General features: G+C 43.2%; 16 protein-coding genes. 4 read left to right on the forward strand and 12 right to left on the reverse strand.

Annotated elements, in window-relative coordinates:
• Window positions 1–221 precede the first annotated feature (221 nt).
• From ACFQ3S_RS06895 to ACFQ3S_RS06910, 4 genes are all read right to left on the reverse strand, one after another.
• Window positions 222–782 carry a K(+)-transporting ATPase subunit C gene (locus tag ACFQ3S_RS06895; RefSeq protein ID WP_377162658.1) on the reverse strand — a complete coding sequence of 187 codons (561 nt, stop codon included), beginning with the start codon at window positions 780–782 and terminating at the stop codon, window positions 222–224.
• 209 nt (window positions 783–991) lie between these two features.
• A complete protein-coding gene (kdpB, locus tag ACFQ3S_RS06900) occupies window positions 992–3025 on the reverse strand; it encodes a potassium-transporting ATPase subunit KdpB (RefSeq protein ID WP_377162660.1) in 2034 nt (677 codons plus the stop codon).
• A gap of 110 nt (window positions 3026–3135) precedes the next feature.
• Window positions 3136–4854, reverse strand: a complete 1719-nt coding sequence (gene kdpA, locus ACFQ3S_RS06905) for a potassium-transporting ATPase subunit KdpA (protein ID WP_377162662.1) — start codon at window positions 4852–4854, stop codon at window positions 3136–3138.
• A gap of 12 nt (window positions 4855–4866) precedes the next feature.
• Window positions 4867–4944 (reverse strand): potassium-transporting ATPase subunit F, encoded by a 78-nt coding sequence (locus ACFQ3S_RS06910; RefSeq protein ID WP_188418949.1) that lies wholly within the window; start codon window positions 4942–4944, stop codon window positions 4867–4869.
• A 446-nt stretch (window positions 4945–5390) separates the two neighbouring features.
• On the opposite strand from ACFQ3S_RS06910, the gene ACFQ3S_RS06915 reads away from it, so the two are divergent.
• Complete coding sequence (locus ACFQ3S_RS06915) at window positions 5391–6821, forward strand: ATP-dependent DNA helicase (protein WP_377162664.1); 1431 nt, start codon at window positions 5391–5393, stop codon at window positions 6819–6821.
• A 260-nt stretch (window positions 6822–7081) separates the two neighbouring features.
• Here the strand turns inward: ACFQ3S_RS06915 and ACFQ3S_RS06920 are convergent, their stop codons facing one another.
• From ACFQ3S_RS06920 to ACFQ3S_RS06940, 5 genes are all read right to left on the reverse strand, one after another.
• Entirely contained in the window at window positions 7082–8083 is a 1002-nt protein-coding gene (locus tag ACFQ3S_RS06920) for an ABC transporter ATP-binding protein (protein WP_377162666.1), read from the reverse strand.
• 242 nt (window positions 8084–8325) lie between these two features.
• Window positions 8326–9195, reverse strand: coding sequence for an outer membrane beta-barrel protein (locus ACFQ3S_RS06925; protein ID WP_377162668.1), 870 nt, complete (start codon window positions 9193–9195; stop codon window positions 8326–8328).
• Between the two features lie 27 nt (window positions 9196–9222).
• Window positions 9223–9999, reverse strand: a complete 777-nt coding sequence (locus ACFQ3S_RS06930; protein WP_377162670.1) for a hypothetical protein — start codon at window positions 9997–9999, stop codon at window positions 9223–9225.
• Entirely contained in the window at window positions 9989–10558 is a 570-nt protein-coding gene (locus ACFQ3S_RS06935) for an RNA polymerase sigma factor (protein ID WP_377162672.1), read from the reverse strand. Before ACFQ3S_RS06935 ends, ACFQ3S_RS06930 begins: the two co-directional genes overlap by 11 nt.
• Window positions 10559–10743: 185 nt before the next feature.
• A complete protein-coding gene (locus ACFQ3S_RS06940; protein WP_377162674.1) occupies window positions 10744–11124 on the reverse strand; it encodes a hypothetical protein in 381 nt (126 codons plus the stop codon).
• A 69-nt stretch (window positions 11125–11193) separates the two neighbouring features.
• On the opposite strand from ACFQ3S_RS06940, the gene ACFQ3S_RS06945 reads away from it, so the two are divergent.
• Window positions 11194–12462, forward strand: coding sequence for a metal-dependent hydrolase family protein (locus ACFQ3S_RS06945; RefSeq protein ID WP_377162676.1), 1269 nt, complete (start codon window positions 11194–11196; stop codon window positions 12460–12462).
• Window positions 12463–12797: 335 nt separating this feature from the next.
• Here the strand turns inward: ACFQ3S_RS06945 and ACFQ3S_RS06950 are convergent, their stop codons facing one another.
• Together ACFQ3S_RS06950 and ACFQ3S_RS06955 are read right to left on the reverse strand one after the other, a co-directional pair.
• A complete protein-coding gene (locus ACFQ3S_RS06950) occupies window positions 12798–13049 on the reverse strand; it encodes a hypothetical protein (protein ID WP_377162678.1) in 252 nt (83 codons plus the stop codon).
• Between the two features lie 64 nt (window positions 13050–13113).
• Window positions 13114–14415 carry an MFS transporter gene (locus ACFQ3S_RS06955; protein WP_377162680.1) on the reverse strand — a complete coding sequence of 434 codons (1302 nt, stop codon included), beginning with the start codon at window positions 14413–14415 and terminating at the stop codon, window positions 13114–13116.
• Between the two features lie 132 nt (window positions 14416–14547).
• On the opposite strand from ACFQ3S_RS06955, the gene ACFQ3S_RS06960 reads away from it, so the two are divergent.
• Complete coding sequence (locus ACFQ3S_RS06960) at window positions 14548–15105, forward strand: hypothetical protein (RefSeq protein WP_377162682.1); 558 nt, start codon at window positions 14548–14550, stop codon at window positions 15103–15105.
• A 67-nt stretch (window positions 15106–15172) separates the two neighbouring features.
• Here ACFQ3S_RS06960 and ACFQ3S_RS06965 read toward each other — a convergent pair whose 3' ends face one another.
• On the reverse strand, window positions 15173–15841 hold the full coding sequence (locus ACFQ3S_RS06965; protein WP_377162684.1) for a GDSL-type esterase/lipase family protein: 669 nt from the start codon (window positions 15839–15841) through the stop codon (window positions 15173–15175).
• A gap of 682 nt (window positions 15842–16523) precedes the next feature.
• On the opposite strand from ACFQ3S_RS06965, the gene ACFQ3S_RS06970 reads away from it, so the two are divergent.
• Window positions 16524–16886: an RNA recognition motif domain-containing protein gene (locus tag ACFQ3S_RS06970; protein WP_377162686.1), complete on the forward strand. Its 363-nt coding sequence runs from the start codon at window positions 16524–16526 to the stop codon at window positions 16884–16886.
• Window positions 16887–17250 lie beyond the last annotated feature (364 nt).

Consider the following 17250-nt stretch of genomic DNA (forward strand, 5'->3'; position numbering starts at 1 on the left):
AACCTGGGTCGGCTGAAGCCGGGGTGGCCTTGGTCGTGTCTTGAGCCTGGGCTAAGTATGCAGTGCATAAAAGAGCGGTAGTAAGTAATATATTTTTCATGTTTAAAAAAGAAAGCCCCTCCCAAACCCTCCCCGGGAGGGAAGGCTTTCAGGAGCATATTGTTTATTTATGTTTGTGTTAACTTAATCCCCCTCCCACCCGGGGAGAGCTGGGGTAGGGCTTATTTTAGCGCATCCAGTGCAATGTTCAGCTTCAGCACATTTACGCCCGATGGGCCAAACATGCCCATTAAAGGTTTGTGTGTATGAGTTGAAACTAACTCGGCAACTTGTTTTTGGTCGAGTTTACGCACGGCTGCTACTCTTTTTATTTGAATATTGGCTGCTTCAATAGAAATGTCCGGGTCTAAACCACTACCCGATGCGCTAACCAGATCGGCCGGTATATTACTTTTTTTAATGCCGGGGTTGTATTTCAGCAGCGTATCTATACGGCTTTGTACATCCTTCAAATAATCGGGATTGCTGGGGCCTTTGTTAGAGCCCGCAGAACCGGCGGCATTATAGCCAGCCGCCGATGGACGAGTCCAGAAATACTGTGTTTGATCGAACTTTTGACCGATGAGCGCATAACCCACCACCTTGCCGTTGACCATTAACTTTTCACCATCGCCCTGGCCTTTTGACAGTTTACCGGCGAAGGTGATGATTACAGGATATATTACACATAATAGTACGGTAAGTACGAGTGTTAGTCTTAATGACTGTGTTAAATTTTTCATGATGATTAGCAGCCCCTCCCAAACCCTCTCCGGGAGGGAGGGCTTTTGAAAAGACTTTTGTTTTAGTGTTATTTTATTATTTTACTTTGTTATACCGAGCCTGTCAAGGCATTCGCCGCATGGTTAAGTCTTCGACAGGCTCAGACTGACAGGTTAACGTGTTGCAGATTCTGAAGCCCTCCCTCCCGGGGAAGGTTTGGGAGGGGCTATTAAACCATTAACCCCACCACCAGATCAATCAGCTTAATACCAATAAACGGGGCTACTACACCACCTACCCCATACAGCAACAAATTGCGGCGCAACAATGCGGTAGCACCTATAGGTTTGTACTCTACTCCTTTTAAAGCCAATGGTATAAGCATAGGGATAATAATGGCATTAAATATTACTGCCGATAAGATTGCGCTTTCGGGACTGTGCAGGCGCATAATATTAATGCTTTGCAAAGCTGGGATAGATGCGATGAACAAGGCAGGTACAATAGCAAAATACTTGGCTACGTCATTAGCAATAGAGAATGTAGTTAACGTACCGCGTGTAATGAGCAATTGCTTACCTATCTCTACAATTTCGATGAGCTTAGTTGGGTCATTATCCAAATCCACCATATTACCTGCTTCCTTTGCGGCCTGTGTACCGCTGTTCATGGCCACGCCTACATCGGCCTGGGCCAGTGCTGGTGCATCGTTGGTACCATCGCCCATCATAGCTACCAGTTTACCGGCGGCCTGCTCCAGTTTAATATAGTTCATTTTATCTTCGGGTTTTGCCTCGGCAATAAAATCGTCTACACCGGCTTTTTCGGCAATATATTTAGCAGTCAGCGGGTTATCGCCGGTTACCATTACCGTTTTTACGCCCATTTTACGCAGGCGCTCAAAGCGTTCGGCAATGCCTGGTTTAATAATATCCTGCAGTTCTACCGTACCTAATACCTCTTCGTTTTGGGTTACTACCAGCGGTGTACCACCGTTTGAGGCAATAGCTTCCACTCTTTCTTTAACGGCAGCCTGCACGGTATGGCCGGCATTAAGCGCCATTTTGCGCATCGAATCATAAGCACCTTTACGTACACGCAAGCCATCAGGAGTATCCATACCGCTCGATCTGGTTTCGGCCGTAAATTTAATAAATGTAGAACCCTGAGGCGCCTGAAGCGATACGCGGTTATTGCCATGCTGGGCCAGCTCAATAATAGATTTACCTTCGGGGGTTTCATCGGCAAGGGAAGCCAGTACGCAAGCCTTAACCAAATCTTCGGGAGATACTCCGGGTGCAGGCCAAAACTGGGTGGCTTTACGGTTACCAATAGTAATGGTACCGGTTTTATCCAGTAGCAACACATCAATATCACCGGCTGTTTCAACCGCTTTACCACTTTTGGTAATTACATTCGCACGCAGCGCTCTATCCATACCGGCAATACCAATGGCCGATAGCAAGCCACCTATTGTAGTAGGTATTAAACATACAAACAGAGAGATTAACGCGGCAACGGTAATAGGCGTGTTGGCATAATCGGCAAAGGGTTTAAGGGTGATACATACAATAATGAACACCAGGGTAAAGCTTGCCAGTAAAATAGTTAAGGCAATTTCGTTAGGCGTTTTTTGACGTGATGCACCTTCAACCAAAGCGATCATCTTGTCCAAAAAACTTTCGCCCGGCTGGGTGGTCACCATTACCTTTATACGGTCTGATAGTACTTTGGTACCACCTGTTACCGATGATTTATCACCACCCGATTCGCGAATCACCGGGGCCGATTCTCCCGTAATGGCCGATTCGTCAATGGTAGCCAAACCTTCAATGATCTCGCCATCGGTAGGTATGGTATCGCCCGATTCGCACACAAATACATCGCCTTTTTTTAACTGGTTTGACGATACCACCGTAATATTGCCCTGGGCATCAATTACATTGGCGGGTGTATCTTCGCGGGTTTTGCGCAAGCTATCGGCCTGTGCCTTGCCACGTGCTTCGGCAATGGCCTCGGCAAAGTTGGCAAACAATAAAGTAGCCAGTAAAATAAAGAAAATGGTGAAGTTGTAGGCAAACGTGCCCTGATCGTTGTGGGTTAAGCTGTAAAAGGTTACATAAAGCATTACCACCGTGCCAATTTCCACGGTAAACATTACCGGGTTGCGCATCATTACTTTAGGGTTCAGCTTAATAAACGACTGTTTAACAGCTGACTGTACTAAAGCCGGTTCAAATAATTTATTAGATTGATTTTTCATCTTAAAGAGAGCTCTTCCCAACACTCCCCGGGAGGGAGGGCAATTAAAAGCTTGTATTTTAATGAGTTTTATTTTAAAAGTCTCCCCTCCCGGGGGAGATTTAAGGGGGCTTATTTAATTAAGGTAAAATATTCTGCAATAGGGCCAAGGACCAATGCAGGAAAGTACGACAAAGCGTTAAGCACCAGGATAACGGCAAATGTCATAATACTAAAAGTTACCGTATCAACACGCAGGGTACCGGCACTTTCGGGTATATATTTCTTTTGAGCCAGTAAACCCGCAATGGCTATAGGGCCGAATATTGGCAGGAAACGACCCAGTATTAATACGATACCTGTACTTACGTTCCAGAAGATGTTATTATCGCCCAGGCCTTCAAATCCCGATCCGTTATTGGCATTAGCCGATGTAAACTCGTACAGCATTTCTGAAAAACCATGATAGCCGGGGTTGTTTAACCAATTGGCCGGCTTAACAGCCCAATCGGCAGCACCATGCGCTACAAATACATAACTAGCTAAGGCGGTACCTGCCATTATAAGAAAAGGGCTTAGCAAGGTAATAAGGGCCGCTATTTTAATTTCGCGCGCTTCAACCTTGTGTCCTAAAAACTCGGGCGTACGGCCTACCATTAAACCCGATATAAATACCGCTATAATCAGATATATAAAATAGTTAAGGATACCTACACCGCAACCTCCAAAGAAACCGTTAATCATCATGGCCAGTAATTCCCAGGCACCGGTAAGGGCTGTAGTACTGTCATGCATACCATTTACCGAGCCGGTAGATGTTACAGTAGTTAAGGTGCTCCAGTAAGCCGTAGCAGCAGGGCCAAAACGTACTTCTTTGCCCTCCATGGATCCGGTGGGCTGTGCAATACCCATTTTAGCGATAGCCGGGTTGCCACCTGTTTCACCGATGATACTGGGTATCATGAGCATGAAAACACCCGCCATCATTACAGCGAATATAACCCAGCCCAATTTTTTACGGCGTATAAAAAAGCCGAATGCCAGTATCATAGCTACCGGAATAATGAACTGTGATATAATCTCGACCATATTGGTGAGGTAGTTGGGGTTTTCGAGCGGATGCGAGGAGTTAACACCGAAGTAACCGCCACCATTGGTACCCAGGTGCTTAATGGCTATCATTTGTGCGGCCGGGCCGCGCGATACGTTAACGGTATCGCCCTGCATGGATATAAACTGATCTTTACCGGCGTAGCTGGCTGGCGTACCGTTAAAAGTAAGTATTAATGCTACCACAACAGCAAGGGGCAGCAATAAACGGGTAATGGCTTTTACAAAGAAGTTCCAGAAGTTACCCAGATCGGTGGTGGTTTTGTCGCGAAAGGCTTTAAATAAAGCTACCGCAGCCGCTATACCTGTTGCCGCACTGGTAAAGTGTAAAAACATAAATATGAAATGCTGGGTTAGGTACGTGGCCCCGCTTTCGCCCGAGTAATGTTGCAGGTTACAGTTTACCACAAAGCTTATAATGGTATTGAAAGCCAGATCGGCGGTCATACCGGGGTTACCATCGGGGTTTAGGAGTAACTTGTCTTGATAAAGTAATACAAAAAAGCCGTAAACCAGCCATAATACGTTAATAGCCATCATGGCTTTTAAAAACTGTTTCCAGTTCATGGGCTCGTTAGGGTTAATGCCTGATAGTTTAAAAAGGCCCGTTTCAAGCGGCTTCATAAAATCCGTCCATACGCGCTCGCCGGCAAACATTTTAGCCAGGTACTTACCCAGCGGAATGGCGATAACAAGCGTGATGACAAAGGAAGCAATGATGCCTAAAAATTCAGTGTTCATTGTGTAAGAGGATTAAAATTTTTCGGGTTTAAGCAGTACATACACCATGTATGCAAAAACTGCCAGAGAGATAATAAATAGTGCTAACATAGTTTTCAGATTTTTTCGAACCAGTCGATAGATTTAAAGATGATCCAGCACAAAATGAGCAGGATTACAAACAACAGTATAGTAAGCATAGTATATGTTTTTATGCTTATAGCCAAAGGCAGTGCCATATTTACAAATTAGTTAATAAGTTGCTGATCTTCAGCTAACTGAATTAAAAATTAGTGTTTTATTTATGGTATAAAAAAGTTAAACCCTTCCATTTTGGTAGGGTATGTTTTCATTATGGAAAGGAGAATTGATGTGACAGGCTATTGTGTTTACACTTTATGCCATTGCTGCATCTGCATAGCGGAGTTGCAGGTGGCTACGCTCTTTGCTATCATATTCTATAAATAACTTCCGTTCCATACTAAATTTGTTAGTATAAATTCAATTGCTTAATTTCAGGGCCTATGTAAGGGCCATATCTTATCTGTATAAATTACATGCCTACCAAACCCACTTTAAACCCGGAGCAAACACAGGCTTTCAAGTCTATTAAGAAATTTTTAGAGCACCCTAACGTAAATACGTTTGTATTGAAAGGATATGCCGGTACCGGTAAAACATTTTTGATGCAACACCTGGGCAAGTGGCTGGAAGAAAACGAGAAGACTTTCCGCATGCTGGCTACCACCGGCCGGGCAGCAACCGTTTTACGTGGCAAAACCGGCTTCACCGCAAAAACCGTACACAGCGAATTATATAATTTCAGCAAGGTGGAAGGTGTTGAGGACGAAGGCGGCCCCGATTATACCGGCATACAACCAGTGAACAAGAACGGGCAAACTTTTATGCAGTTCCTCACCCGCATACCCGATAATGAAGACGATAAGGTGGTGTACATTGTGGATGAAGCGTCGATGTTATCAGGGCAATTAACATCGGAAAGCATGTTCGCTACATTTGGTTCGGGGGTTTTGTTAGACGACCTGTTTGAGGTTGCGGGCAAAAACAAGATCATATTTGTAGGCGACCCCTGCCAGTTGCCGCCTGTGAAGCAGAATTTTAGTCCCGCGCTGGATTTGGAATGGCTGCTGCAAAAACAAAGAGATGCCATTACCTTTACCCTGCAAACTATTGAACGTACCGATTTGGGCAACGATATTTTAAAACTGGCACAATCGGTAAGGGAAATGAGCCAGCAACCCGATATTGGCCGGTTCCCCAAATTACCGGCCAGTAATTTAAACAATGTAAAACTTTATACATCTGAAAAAGAACTATTTAAAGCCTACCAGGAACGTTACCGCCAAAAGGGCACCAACGGCACACTGGCTATTGCCCGCAGCAATAAAACAGTACAAAACATTAATAAGGCTATGCGCCGCGATCTGTTTGGTTCGGCCGATTTACCCCTGCAGCGTGGCGATATACTGCTGGTTACCCAAAACAATTATACCGTACCGCTTACCAACGGCGATTTTGTGACCATAGCCGAACTGGGTGAGTTTATTGCCAAAGCTAACCTGCGGTTTCAAAAGGTAAAGGTTAAAGCCGTAGCTTCCGAATTGGAATACCACATCCTGCTTTCATTAGATGCATTGCATAACATTAAAGGCAATTTAACCGATGATGAACAAAGCTTTTTAATGATAGATTTTAACAAGCGGATGCAGAACAAGAACATTAAACCCAATGGCGAAATCTACAAAAAGAAGATGCTGGAAGATGAATACTTAAACTGCCTGCGTACTACTTACGGTTACGCCGTTACCTGCCACAAAGCCCAGGGCGGCGAGTGGAACGATGTGTTCCTTTTTCTGGATAAAAGCATGTACGGCATGAAACACCCGGAACTTTGCAAATGGTGGTACACCTCTATTACCCGCGCCAAGCAGGAATTAAATTTGGTGAAAGATTGGTGGATAGTGTAAACTTTTAGTGGACTTAACTTCAATTAGTGCTGATGAACTTACTTCCTCTCCTCTTGGCCTGAAGGGCCAGTTAGTTATTTACTGATAATGATTTTTTTTAAGGTGTGAATGATTGCTCTCGCAATTTTGTCTTAGTTACAAAAGCAACCAAAAAGACAAGGCAAAAAAATGCGTCCCCACTCAAACCCTACGCATGGCCCGCTTTTTTGCCCTCCCCTCGCTACTTTTTCTAACGGGCTCTCCTGACTAACCGATTCCTACTAATACTCCAGGTACTTAGTTACCCTGATACCGATATGGCTGTAGTTATCGTACAAACCGGGTTCGTGGTTAATAAGGTGTACTTCAATAGGGCCGTATTCCAAATAAATTTCTTCGTAGGCGCCTTTAAACAGGATCTCCTTAATGCTCCAGTCTAAGTTTTTGGCACTGCTTTCGGGGATGATCCACTCGGGGTAAATTACCACCTGCTCTTTTACAGCTTTAACACGCAAGGCGCGCGCCTCCTCGCGAATGAAGATGTTGCAGTTAGAAAGCAAGCGGGCCGTGTACAGGTTTTCGGGAGAATTGTATAACTTTTTGGGTGAACCGGTTTCCAGCACGCCACCGTCTTTAATTACTACCAGTTCATCGGCCATGGAAAGTACCTCAGCCGGGTCATGCGATACGATGATGACTGTTAAGCCGGTCTCTTTAACAATACGGCGAATGTCTTGCTGCAAGCCGTCTCTAAAGGTGGTATCAACCTGGTTAAAGGGTTCATCCAGCAAGAGTACCTGCGGGCGTGTAATTAAGGCACGGGCAATGTCCACACGCTGCTTTTCGCCACCACTAAGGTCGGCCACGCGCTTATCGGCCAGGTGAAACATATTAAGCTGGCGCAACACCTTTTCGGGTTGCTCCCTTTTGGCTTTCATATCGGTATTGGGCATTAGTATGGCTATGTTATCCCATACTTTGGCATACAAATTCAGGTCGTCGGTATGTTGGGTTACCATTTTCATGGCATTGTGGCCGGGTATCAGCTTTTCGGCCGGCCCCCAAATACGTTCGCCCTGAAATTGAACCTGCCCTTCATCGGGCGATAACAAACCGAACAATAGTTTGAGTAAAGTGCTTTTGCCGCTGCCGCTTTCGCCAATAATACCGGTTATTTTACCGGCCTGTATAGTTAAACTAATATTGTGTACGCCGGATTGATGTTTACCGGGATATACTTTACTTACTGCAATAGCCTGCAAAAAGGGGGTATTATTTGCCATTGCGGTAAAGATACACAAGCCCCCTCTAAATCTCCCCCGGGAGGGGAGACTTATTTTAACTTCGCCTTACAAGTAGCTTACTATCAAAGAAAATGTCATTTCGAGTGATAACGAGAAATCCTGTTCGACTGTACGGGTTGCCTACTTTGTATCTTGAACAAGATCTCTTACTATCGTTCGAGATGACATAACTTTATAAGTGGTATAAAGCCCTCCCCCCCGGGGAGTGTTGGTAGAGGTACTTAAAATCCAACCATAAATCCGAACGATAAGTTATTCAGTCCTTGCTGCTGGGCGGTGTCGAACATATCGTTAAAGTAGTACTTGGCATACATGCCAAAGCCGCCGTGGCCTACGCGGGCAGTTAAGCCGTAACGTAGTTTGGTAAAGTGGTAATCGTTGTTAAACTTTTCCTTGCCGTTCTCATCGCTAATTTGCTTTACACGGCCATTATACAGTATGCCGATCATGGGTCCGCCCGAAATATGGAAACGGTCGCCGTCATCATCAACCTTGCTTCTCCAATCGAACGTTAGCGGGATACGGAAATAACTGGACGTAAAACGGTTCTTGCTGTAATTAATAGGATCGTTGGTATAACGCAGGGCATCATCGGGGCCGTCTTGCTGTATGGTAATATCCTCGCGCAGGCGGAAGTGGGTCCAATCGAAACCACCTGATACATAAATGCGGAACGAGCTGTTAAAGCGGTAACCGGCCTGAATTACGTCGAAACCCACGTTACTGCTTTTCCAGGAGCGGTAGCGTAAAAAATTGTTTTGCGGCGATAGGTTAAAACTGCCGTTATCAACCAAAGTAGCCAAACCCAAATCGAAACGGGAAAAGGTCAATCCCCATGAAAAGCCCGGTGCTTTAGAATGTTCTTTAATCGTATCGCGGCGGTTTACCGAAACCGATTGCGTGTCTTCGCCCTTACCCAGCGTAAACTTAAAGCCCTTTCTTTTGGTTTTTATAGTATCTGTTTTTACCTGAATGGTATCTCCTTTGGTATCGGTAGTAACAGATTTAGTAACGGTGGTGGTAGTAGTATTTTGGGCAAATACACCCGCAGCGGCCGCGCAAATTATGGCGGTAAACAATATGCGTTTCATGTTATATGTGATTTAAATAAAGAGCGTTTATTTGTCTTTTTTTATTTTAAGCAGCCCGAGGTTAATACCTGTAACGTTCGACTGGTCTTCGTCAGTTTCTGTGAACTCAATAAGCTTGTCTTCACGTTTATCCACCGTAGCTATTACGACATTAATCAACCCGCCTAAAGAATGAAAACCACGTCTTTTTACTTTCCTCTCCGGCTCAAGTGTTTTTTCGTTAATAGCTGCCAAAGTATTCACTGGCTTTACTACGGCTGGTTCGGTATCATTTAACGGTGTGCTCAAATTCATTTCGGGCACTACGGGTTGCATTACCGGTTTGTTTTGCACAGCGGCTAATACTGGTTTTTGTGGCTGGGTTACCGGTTCCATTACTACAGCCGGTTCAACCTGTTGTTGCTTTAACGCAGCCCTGTACTTGGCAGCTTTGCTTTGTTTTATACTGGCTACGCGGTTAAGCGTTGTTGTGCTTTGTGCCAATGGCTGCAAATCCATATTTTCTGTATTAACCTGTTCAACAACATTGGGCTGTGTTGCTTTAACAACATAGGTGGCTTTTGGTATTATATTAATACGCACAATTTGTTTAGGATGATCCTTAACCGGTTTGGTTAATAAAAACCAGGTGCCTGCCGTTAACAATACCAATACGGTTGCGGCCATGCTGAATATGGGTGCCCATGATTTTTTCTTCTGACCACCTAACTGGGCATGTATAGTATCCCACACCTGTGCTGTAGGCTCCACCTCCAATCCCCCCAGCTTCGAGCGGAATAGTTCGTCCATTTCGTTATCCTGCATATTCATATTTCTTTCCCTCCAATTGTTCAATTTTTTGTTTTAATAGAGTACGCGCCCTCGATAACTGCGATTTTGAGGCACCCTCGGTTATCCCGGCCATTTCAGCAATTTCGCGGTGCGAGTAGCCTTCTACCGCGTATAGGTTAAATACCATGCGGTAACCTGCTGGCAGCTGTTGTATAATAGCCAGCAAATCCTTAGCCTCCAAGCTGCATGCCGCTGCCCCGTTCACCGATTGCTCATAGCCACTTTCCTCAATATCCACGTGTATAATTTTGTGGTGCTTGCGGTAGTACTCTATAGATGTATGCACTATAATGCGACGCATCCATCCTTCAAAACTACCATCTCCACGGTAATCGTTTATTTTTTGAAACACCCTGATGAATCCGTTCTGCAACATATCCTCCGCTTCCATTTTATCGGTAGCGTAACGCATACACACAGCCAGCATTTTCGAAGCAAATTGTTTGTATAGCAACTCCTGCGCCTTGCGGTCGGCAGCTCTGCACTTTACAATCAGGTCTTCGGTTGAATATTTATGCTTCAGAAACATCATTTGAAAGGTAGATGATAGTTAGCGCTAAATGGTTGCATCGGTTTGTAAATATATTTAAAAAAGCCCCTCCCAAACCCTCCTCGGGAGGGAGGGCTTCAAGAAAAACTTGCTTATTATTAAAAGTCTCCCCTCCCGGGGGAGATTTAGAGGGGGCTACCTCACCTCCCGGGGAGGGTTGGAAGGGGCTACTCACCCTCTCTTACCAGCGGTTCTTCGCCGGTTATGTCAATTACGTGTTTGCCTTCATCCATTTTAAAATCCCAAACTATGGTATCGCCCGCCTCATTGCGTACATCCGAACAGGTGAAATGGTATTTTACCCTGAATTTACAGGTAAAACGGCCCGCTAAAATAGCCGGGGTAAAATTAATACGGATGATCTCGAAATCGTGTACTTCGGGCGAACCGCCATCGTTTCGATGGTACTCCTGCAAAGCCGAACACATCAGCTTATGATTGCCTTTATTCCTGAACAAATTATTCACAAAATCTTCGTTGCTCCTGTTTTCATTCAGCAGCGCAGTAAATTCGGTTTCAGAAAACGGTAGTTGTAGTTTTTCTGCCATTGGTGGTACTAATATTTTTTAAATATATTCATAAAGCACCAGTCAGGCTATTTTTTATCTTTATGCGTTATGAAAAAATTTCTGCTGGCTTTACTGCCGTGTACTTTAGCTCTCACGCAGCTTTTAGCCCAAACGCCCGAAGCCTACACCCTGCTTAAACCCGACCGCGTATTTGATGGCCGCGATATGCATACCGGCTGGTGGGTGCTCATAAAAGGTAACCATATTGAAGCGGCCAAACCAGCCACTGAATTTACCATACCCGCAGGTATAAAAATTATAGATTTAAAAGGCACCACCCTGTTGCCGGGCTTAATTGAAGGCCATTCGCACCTGTTTTTACATGCTTATAACGAAACAAGCTGGAACGACCAGGTATTGACCGAAAGCCGTGCCGAACGAACCGCCCGCGCAGTAACACATGCCCGCCAAACGCTCATGGCGGGCTTTACCAGTACCCGTGACTTGGGTACCGAAGGGGCAGGCTATGATGATGTGGGTTTGAAAGCAGCTATTAATAAAGGCCTTATACCCGGTCCGCGGATATTGAGCGCTACCCGTGCTATTGTAGCCACTGGTAGTTACGGCCCTAAAAGTACCGTAGCCGAAATGGATTTGCCGCAAGGGGCCGAAGAAGCCGATGGTACTGATGGTTTAACCCATGCTATCCGCTCGCAAATTGGGCATGGCGCCGATGTGATAAAATTATATGCTGACTACCGCTGGGGACTGGACGACAAACCTGCACCCACTTTTACCGAGGCCGAATTGAAACTGGCCGTACAAGTAGCCAACAGCAGCGGCAGGCCGGTGGTGGTACACGCCAGCACAGCCGAGGGTATGCGACGGGCAATTATGGCCGGCGTAAACACCATTGAACATGGCGACGGCGGCACACCCGAAATATTTAAACTGATGAAAGAACACAACGTAGCTCTTTGCCCTACCCTTGCCGCCGGCGAAGCTACCAGCGCCTACAAAGGTTGGAAAAAAGGCACAGACCCAGAGCCCGATCGCGTTAAGCAAAAACAAATTAGCTTTACCAACGCCCTGAAAGCCGGCGTCACTATTTGCATGGGCGGTGATGTAGGGGTATTTGCCCATGGAGATAACGCCCGCGAAATGCTGCTGATGGTAGAATACGGTATGAAACCATTGGATGTGCTGCGATCGGCAACGTCTGTAAACGCAGATGTATTTGGCTTAAAAAATTTAGGCAACATAAAGCTTGGTTACCTGGCCGATTTAGTAGTGCTTAGCGGTAACCCGGTGGAGGATATAAAAAATGTAAAGGCAGTTAAATTAGTAATGAAGGATGGTGTAATTGTAAAAGACTAAATCATTATCTCCATCAAATATATACCTGTTTTAGTTTTACAAAGAAACAAATACAGAATTGATAATGATTTACTAATTGAAGTGCAGATATTCAAAACATTAAATAAATTAAACAGCTCATTTGCAGTTACTTCATTAGTCAGTAAAGATGGAATTCCAAAAAAAGCTATCCTTGCTGTGGTGAAAGTTGAGCTTTTTATGACTATATAGATAATATTTTAGTCGGTGGCTTTACATGGCTAAATCAATTTAATGCCTTAATACAGGGGCGAGCAATTAAGCAATATTGTAACTGCTCCTGCTGCTCGCCACCGCACTATTTTCGTATTTTAAAACTATTTTTCCGGGTTTGGGTGTTCTTCTTCTTCTTCGCCGATTTCGTATTGTTTTTCCGACTCTATTCCTGCATCTACATTCAATTCAAACGATGGTGTCGAAGCGTCGTAAGCATGTTGTGCGGCCTCAAACTCGCCCGCTTCATTATTTTCGGTATCGTAAATTGGGCCTAAACCTGTATCCTGCGTATTGCGCTTTACATCTTTTTCGTTTTCTTCGCCGTTAACCGGAACTGTATTTTCTGAAGCCATAATATTTTAGTTTATATGTATTATATAAAAGCAAAAACCAGTGGCTTTGTTTGCGGAACGAGTGTTATTTCATATCCATCTTGGAGTGCTTTTGCATATCCAGCATACGGATGCTCACCCATAACGAAATGCCGATACACACCGTAAGGTACCAGTAAAACCAGGTAGCATGACCGGCATTTTTAAACAGCAGGGCTAAATATTCGGCTGTGCCGCCAAACAGGGCTACTGTAAACGCATAAGGAAAACTTACCCCCAGCGAGCGTACGTTCACCGGGAATAACTCGGCCTTTACAATTGCCGATATAGAAGTATTTAAACTTAAAATGCACAAAGCAATAATAATGAGCAAGGCCGCAAGCCAGGCCTGATGCGTGTTACCAAGCATAGTTAAAATAGGTACTGTGGTAACCAGGCCCAGCACACCATAAATAACCATAAGCCTTTTACGACCAATAAAATCGCCCAGCATACCGGCAAGCGGCTGTACCAGCATAAAGGCAAGTAAGCTTAGAGTAGTAATGAGAGTAGAATCGCGCTTACTAAAGCCGGCCGTGTTCACCAAAAACTTTTGCACGTAAGTAGAAAAAGTATAATACGATACCGTTAAGCCAATGGTAAAGCCCACAATAGTAAATATCTCCTTTTTATGTTTTTTGAGCTCTTGCCAGGTTCCGCGCTGGCTTTTAGCTGCTGTTTCGTTACTAAACGATTCGGTTTCGGTAAGGTTACGGCGCAGGTATATGGCCGATAGGGCCAATAGTGCGCCTATGGCAAAGGGTATGCGCCAGCCCCAACTGGCTAACTGTTCGGGGGTAAGCAACCATCGCTCCAGGATCATTAGTACGCTGAGTGCGGTTAATTGCCCCATGGTAGTAGTTACGTACTGAAAACTGGAGTAAAGACCACGACGGTTTGGCGGTGCAATTTCGCTCAGGTATGTAGCAGCAGTACCGTACTCACCGCCAATGCTTAAGCCCTGCAACATACGGGCCAGCACCAAAATAATGGGTGCAGCAATACCAATATGATTGTAATTTGGAACGAGTGTGATCATTAACGAACCCGCGCTCATAAGTAGTACCGAAAGCGTGAGTCCTGCTTTACGACCATTACGATCGGCGTAGGCACCCATAAGCCAGCCCCCCACCGGGCGCAGTAAAAAACCAATGGCAAATATACCAGCGGTATTTAAAAGCTGTGCGGTTTCGTTTTCTTCAGGAAAAAATGAACTGGCAAAATAAAGTGAGAACACCGAGTAGGCATACCAATCATACCATTCTACCAGGTTACCAATAGAGCCACCAATAATAGATTTGAAATGCTTGAAAGTGGTATTAGATAGTTGAACTGCTATTTTTTGCATAGGTTTTACACTCACTAAATTAACCTTTCTTTTGATATTAGCAGTATTATTGCCTTGCTGGGAAGTTTTTACACCTGAATGCCGGTATAAACATTATGCATGAACTGGTGTTGTTACATAAATATTAAGGTTATGGAAGAGCAAAAAATCATTGCCGGTAATACCGAACAGGAAATTTGGACACAGGTTGCAGCCGATATTTCTGCGGAAGAAGAACTCTTTTCCTACAATGTGCTCATTAAACATGGCGGCAAACAGATAGAACTATATATTGATATTGATTTAGGCGGCGGTTTTGAGGGCGGTTCTGAGATTACTCAGCTATCGGCACCGCTATCTGTAACACGCGATTTTAAGTTTGCCATACATGATGAAGATTTTTTAGATACTATAGGCAAGTTTTTTGGCCTGGAAGATATGAAAACCGGTTACCCCGAACTGGACGAACATGTAGTGATCAAAACCAACTCACCCGAAAAAGTACGCAACCTGTTTTCCGATGGCAGTGTACGTAATGTATTTACCACTTTGAATAATTTTGATTTCGGTATTCATAACCATACTATAGAAGAAACTGGCATTGAACAACCCTTCCTTGAATTTAACATTAATGAAGGCATTACCGATGCGGATAGTTTACGTGAGATTTACCACGCATTTTATAAAGTGCTGATTGGGCTTGAAGAGTAATAACAGATCAACCAAATATTAAGTAATAAAAACGTGAGTAAAATTTTTAATGCAGGTAATGCGTGTTCTATTTGTTATTTTTAAGCAAGTAAGGCTCAATAGCTTTTGCCCAAACGGCATAACCTTCGGCTTTCATGTGCAACTTGTCATTCAAATAAAGTTCAGGTCGTAATTTACCCTCATCAGTAAGCATTAGTGGAAAAACATCAACAAACACCGTATTTTTATCGTTAGCCACTAAAAATGTTTTTATTAAACTATTAGCTGCTTTAGCTTTAGGCATATATTTCTCGCGCGATGGGCTGGGCTTCATCCCTATGTAAATAATAGGCACGGCAGGCATTTTAGCCCTAATAAGTTGGTAAAGCCGTTTGGTTTTGTTTAAAATAGTATCAGCAGTAACGGTTTCGTTAACTATATCATTTTCGCCTACGTATAGTACAATTTGCCGGGGATTATAAGGAAAAACCATATCATTCAAATAAAAAGCAATATCATCGATCACAGCACCGCCAATACCCCGGTTCATTACTATATACCGGCCAAAAACTTCCTGCAAATTATCCCACTTGCGTATAGATGAACTGCCTATAAATACTATTGGGTGAGCAGGTGGCTGGTACAGTTTATCATAGCTTTTAATAATTTGCACATCATCCCAAAACTGGGGTTTTATTTGTGCAAATATTGTACTTATATAAGTGCATAGCATAATGGTAAGCAGTGCTTTTTTCATAAACAGGCAATTTGGTTTCAGGAATATTATGGCATTATTTACGGCTAAAATAAATATATAAACCAATTTAATTGCTATAGTACTTACAATTGTTCATCTAATAAAAATCCTTTCAGAGGCCAATTCCAAAAAAAATTAGTATGATGCGCTACCTCCACCGCTTAGCGCCTCCACCTAATTTATGCCGCCAGTTTGGCGCTTACCAGCAATTTTTTGCATACAAAGGTATGTTTATCGCGTTATTTGAAGGCTTTTAATAAGGCATTCACCCTTTTTGAACTGGATAAAAGAACAAGTTGATAACCCTGCCGAAAAAATCGCGGAAACGTTTTTATAGTAAATCTTGTTCAGGTATTTTTCATACGCATTAACCGCATGTTGGGCTATAACTCTATAAAAAATTTATTATTCCAATTATATACTGTTTCTTTCCTGATTAAAACACTTAATTTAGCAACTACTTAAAAACTAACGAGATGAGCATTGCGGTAAATGATTATTTGCTACACTTTGTGCTTTTGTTTAGCTTTACCTGTAAGACTAAGAATAATTTTTAATCGTTAATAAACTGTTAGTTAACCAGCAACATATACTATCCGATTTACAAATTTGTCCAGTTTTTTACTTATAAAAATGTAAACTATTTTTTATACCAATGTTGTAATATAAACCTTATTATGCCATGTACAAACTCTTTGTAAGCGGTTTTCCTTTAGAGATTACCGAAATAGATCTTGCCAAACTTATAGGCCCGCACGGCAATATTGCAACCATGAAAATAGTACGTGATAAAAAAACACGGATTTGCAAAGGTTATGCATTTGTAGAAATGGAAACCCTCACCGATGCGGAGAACACCGTAATAGCATTAGATGGCGTAATGATGGGTGAAAGGGCATTAACCGTTAAAATAAATGAAGAAAAACTTACTGAAACCAAAACTGCCTTTAGCAGAAAACCAAGTAATAATACTGGTGGATATAAACGACCTGAAGAACGCATAGCACAGGAAAGAGACAAAAGACCAAGACGACCGAGAGTATAAAATATTTGCGAAATTTACCTGGCAGAATTAAATAATCGAATTTTATTTCAATTTTCTCTATAAGCATGTAAATTAAAAATCCTCTCCGGCAATATAATCTTTATAGCTGTTTAAAAGCTAATTTTTACTTAAAATAAAAAATCGCTTCCCGGTTAAAACTGTTGGCATTAGTTAAGCTGTTTTTAATGGATAGCAGCTTAAATGCAAATGAGGATCCTACCATAGTAAAAATGATATCATACTACTGACTATTCTATTATAATGAGTTTATAGCGCTCATAGTACATGTAGTAAAGCATTATCCCCTTATTTATAAAACGCAAAAAACCCCGATGCATTTTGCATGCAAGGGGGTTTAAGGATA

This window comes from Mucilaginibacter terrae (assembly GCF_042679325.1).
Taxonomy (GTDB): Bacteria; Bacteroidota; Bacteroidia; order Sphingobacteriales; family Sphingobacteriaceae; genus Mucilaginibacter; species Mucilaginibacter terrae.

Coding starts and splice junctions, on each gene's coding strand:
- ACFQ3S_RS06895 (WP_377162658.1), bottom strand. CDS start 782: ATGAAAAATTTAACACAGTCATTAAGACTAACACTCGTACTTACCGTA.
- kdpB (WP_377162660.1), bottom strand. CDS start 3,025: ATGAAAAATCAATCTAATAAATTATTTGAACCGGCTTTAGTACAGTCA.
- kdpA (WP_377162662.1), bottom strand. CDS start 4,854: ATGAACACTGAATTTTTAGGCATCATTGCTTCCTTTGTCATCACGCTT.
- ACFQ3S_RS06910 (WP_188418949.1), bottom strand. CDS start 4,944: ATGTTAGCACTATTTATTATCTCTCTGGCAGTTTTTGCATACATGGTG.
- ACFQ3S_RS06915 (WP_377162664.1), top strand. CDS start 5,391: ATGCCTACCAAACCCACTTTAAACCCGGAGCAAACACAGGCTTTCAAG.
- ACFQ3S_RS06920 (WP_377162666.1), bottom strand. CDS start 8,083: ATGGCAAATAATACCCCCTTTTTGCAGGCTATTGCAGTAAGTAAAGTA.
- ACFQ3S_RS06925 (WP_377162668.1), bottom strand. CDS start 9,195: ATGAAACGCATATTGTTTACCGCCATAATTTGCGCGGCCGCTGCGGGT.
- ACFQ3S_RS06930 (WP_377162670.1), bottom strand. CDS start 9,999: ATGCAGGATAACGAAATGGACGAACTATTCCGCTCGAAGCTGGGGGGA.
- ACFQ3S_RS06935 (WP_377162672.1), bottom strand. CDS start 10,558: ATGATGTTTCTGAAGCATAAATATTCAACCGAAGACCTGATTGTAAAG.
- ACFQ3S_RS06940 (WP_377162674.1), bottom strand. CDS start 11,124: ATGGCAGAAAAACTACAACTACCGTTTTCTGAAACCGAATTTACTGCG.
- ACFQ3S_RS06945 (WP_377162676.1), top strand. CDS start 11,194: ATGAAAAAATTTCTGCTGGCTTTACTGCCGTGTACTTTAGCTCTCACG.
- ACFQ3S_RS06950 (WP_377162678.1), bottom strand. CDS start 13,049: ATGGCTTCAGAAAATACAGTTCCGGTTAACGGCGAAGAAAACGAAAAA.
- ACFQ3S_RS06955 (WP_377162680.1), bottom strand. CDS start 14,415: ATGCAAAAAATAGCAGTTCAACTATCTAATACCACTTTCAAGCATTTC.
- ACFQ3S_RS06960 (WP_377162682.1), top strand. CDS start 14,548: ATGGAAGAGCAAAAAATCATTGCCGGTAATACCGAACAGGAAATTTGG.
- ACFQ3S_RS06965 (WP_377162684.1), bottom strand. CDS start 15,841: ATGAAAAAAGCACTGCTTACCATTATGCTATGCACTTATATAAGTACA.
- ACFQ3S_RS06970 (WP_377162686.1), top strand. CDS start 16,524: ATGTACAAACTCTTTGTAAGCGGTTTTCCTTTAGAGATTACCGAAATA.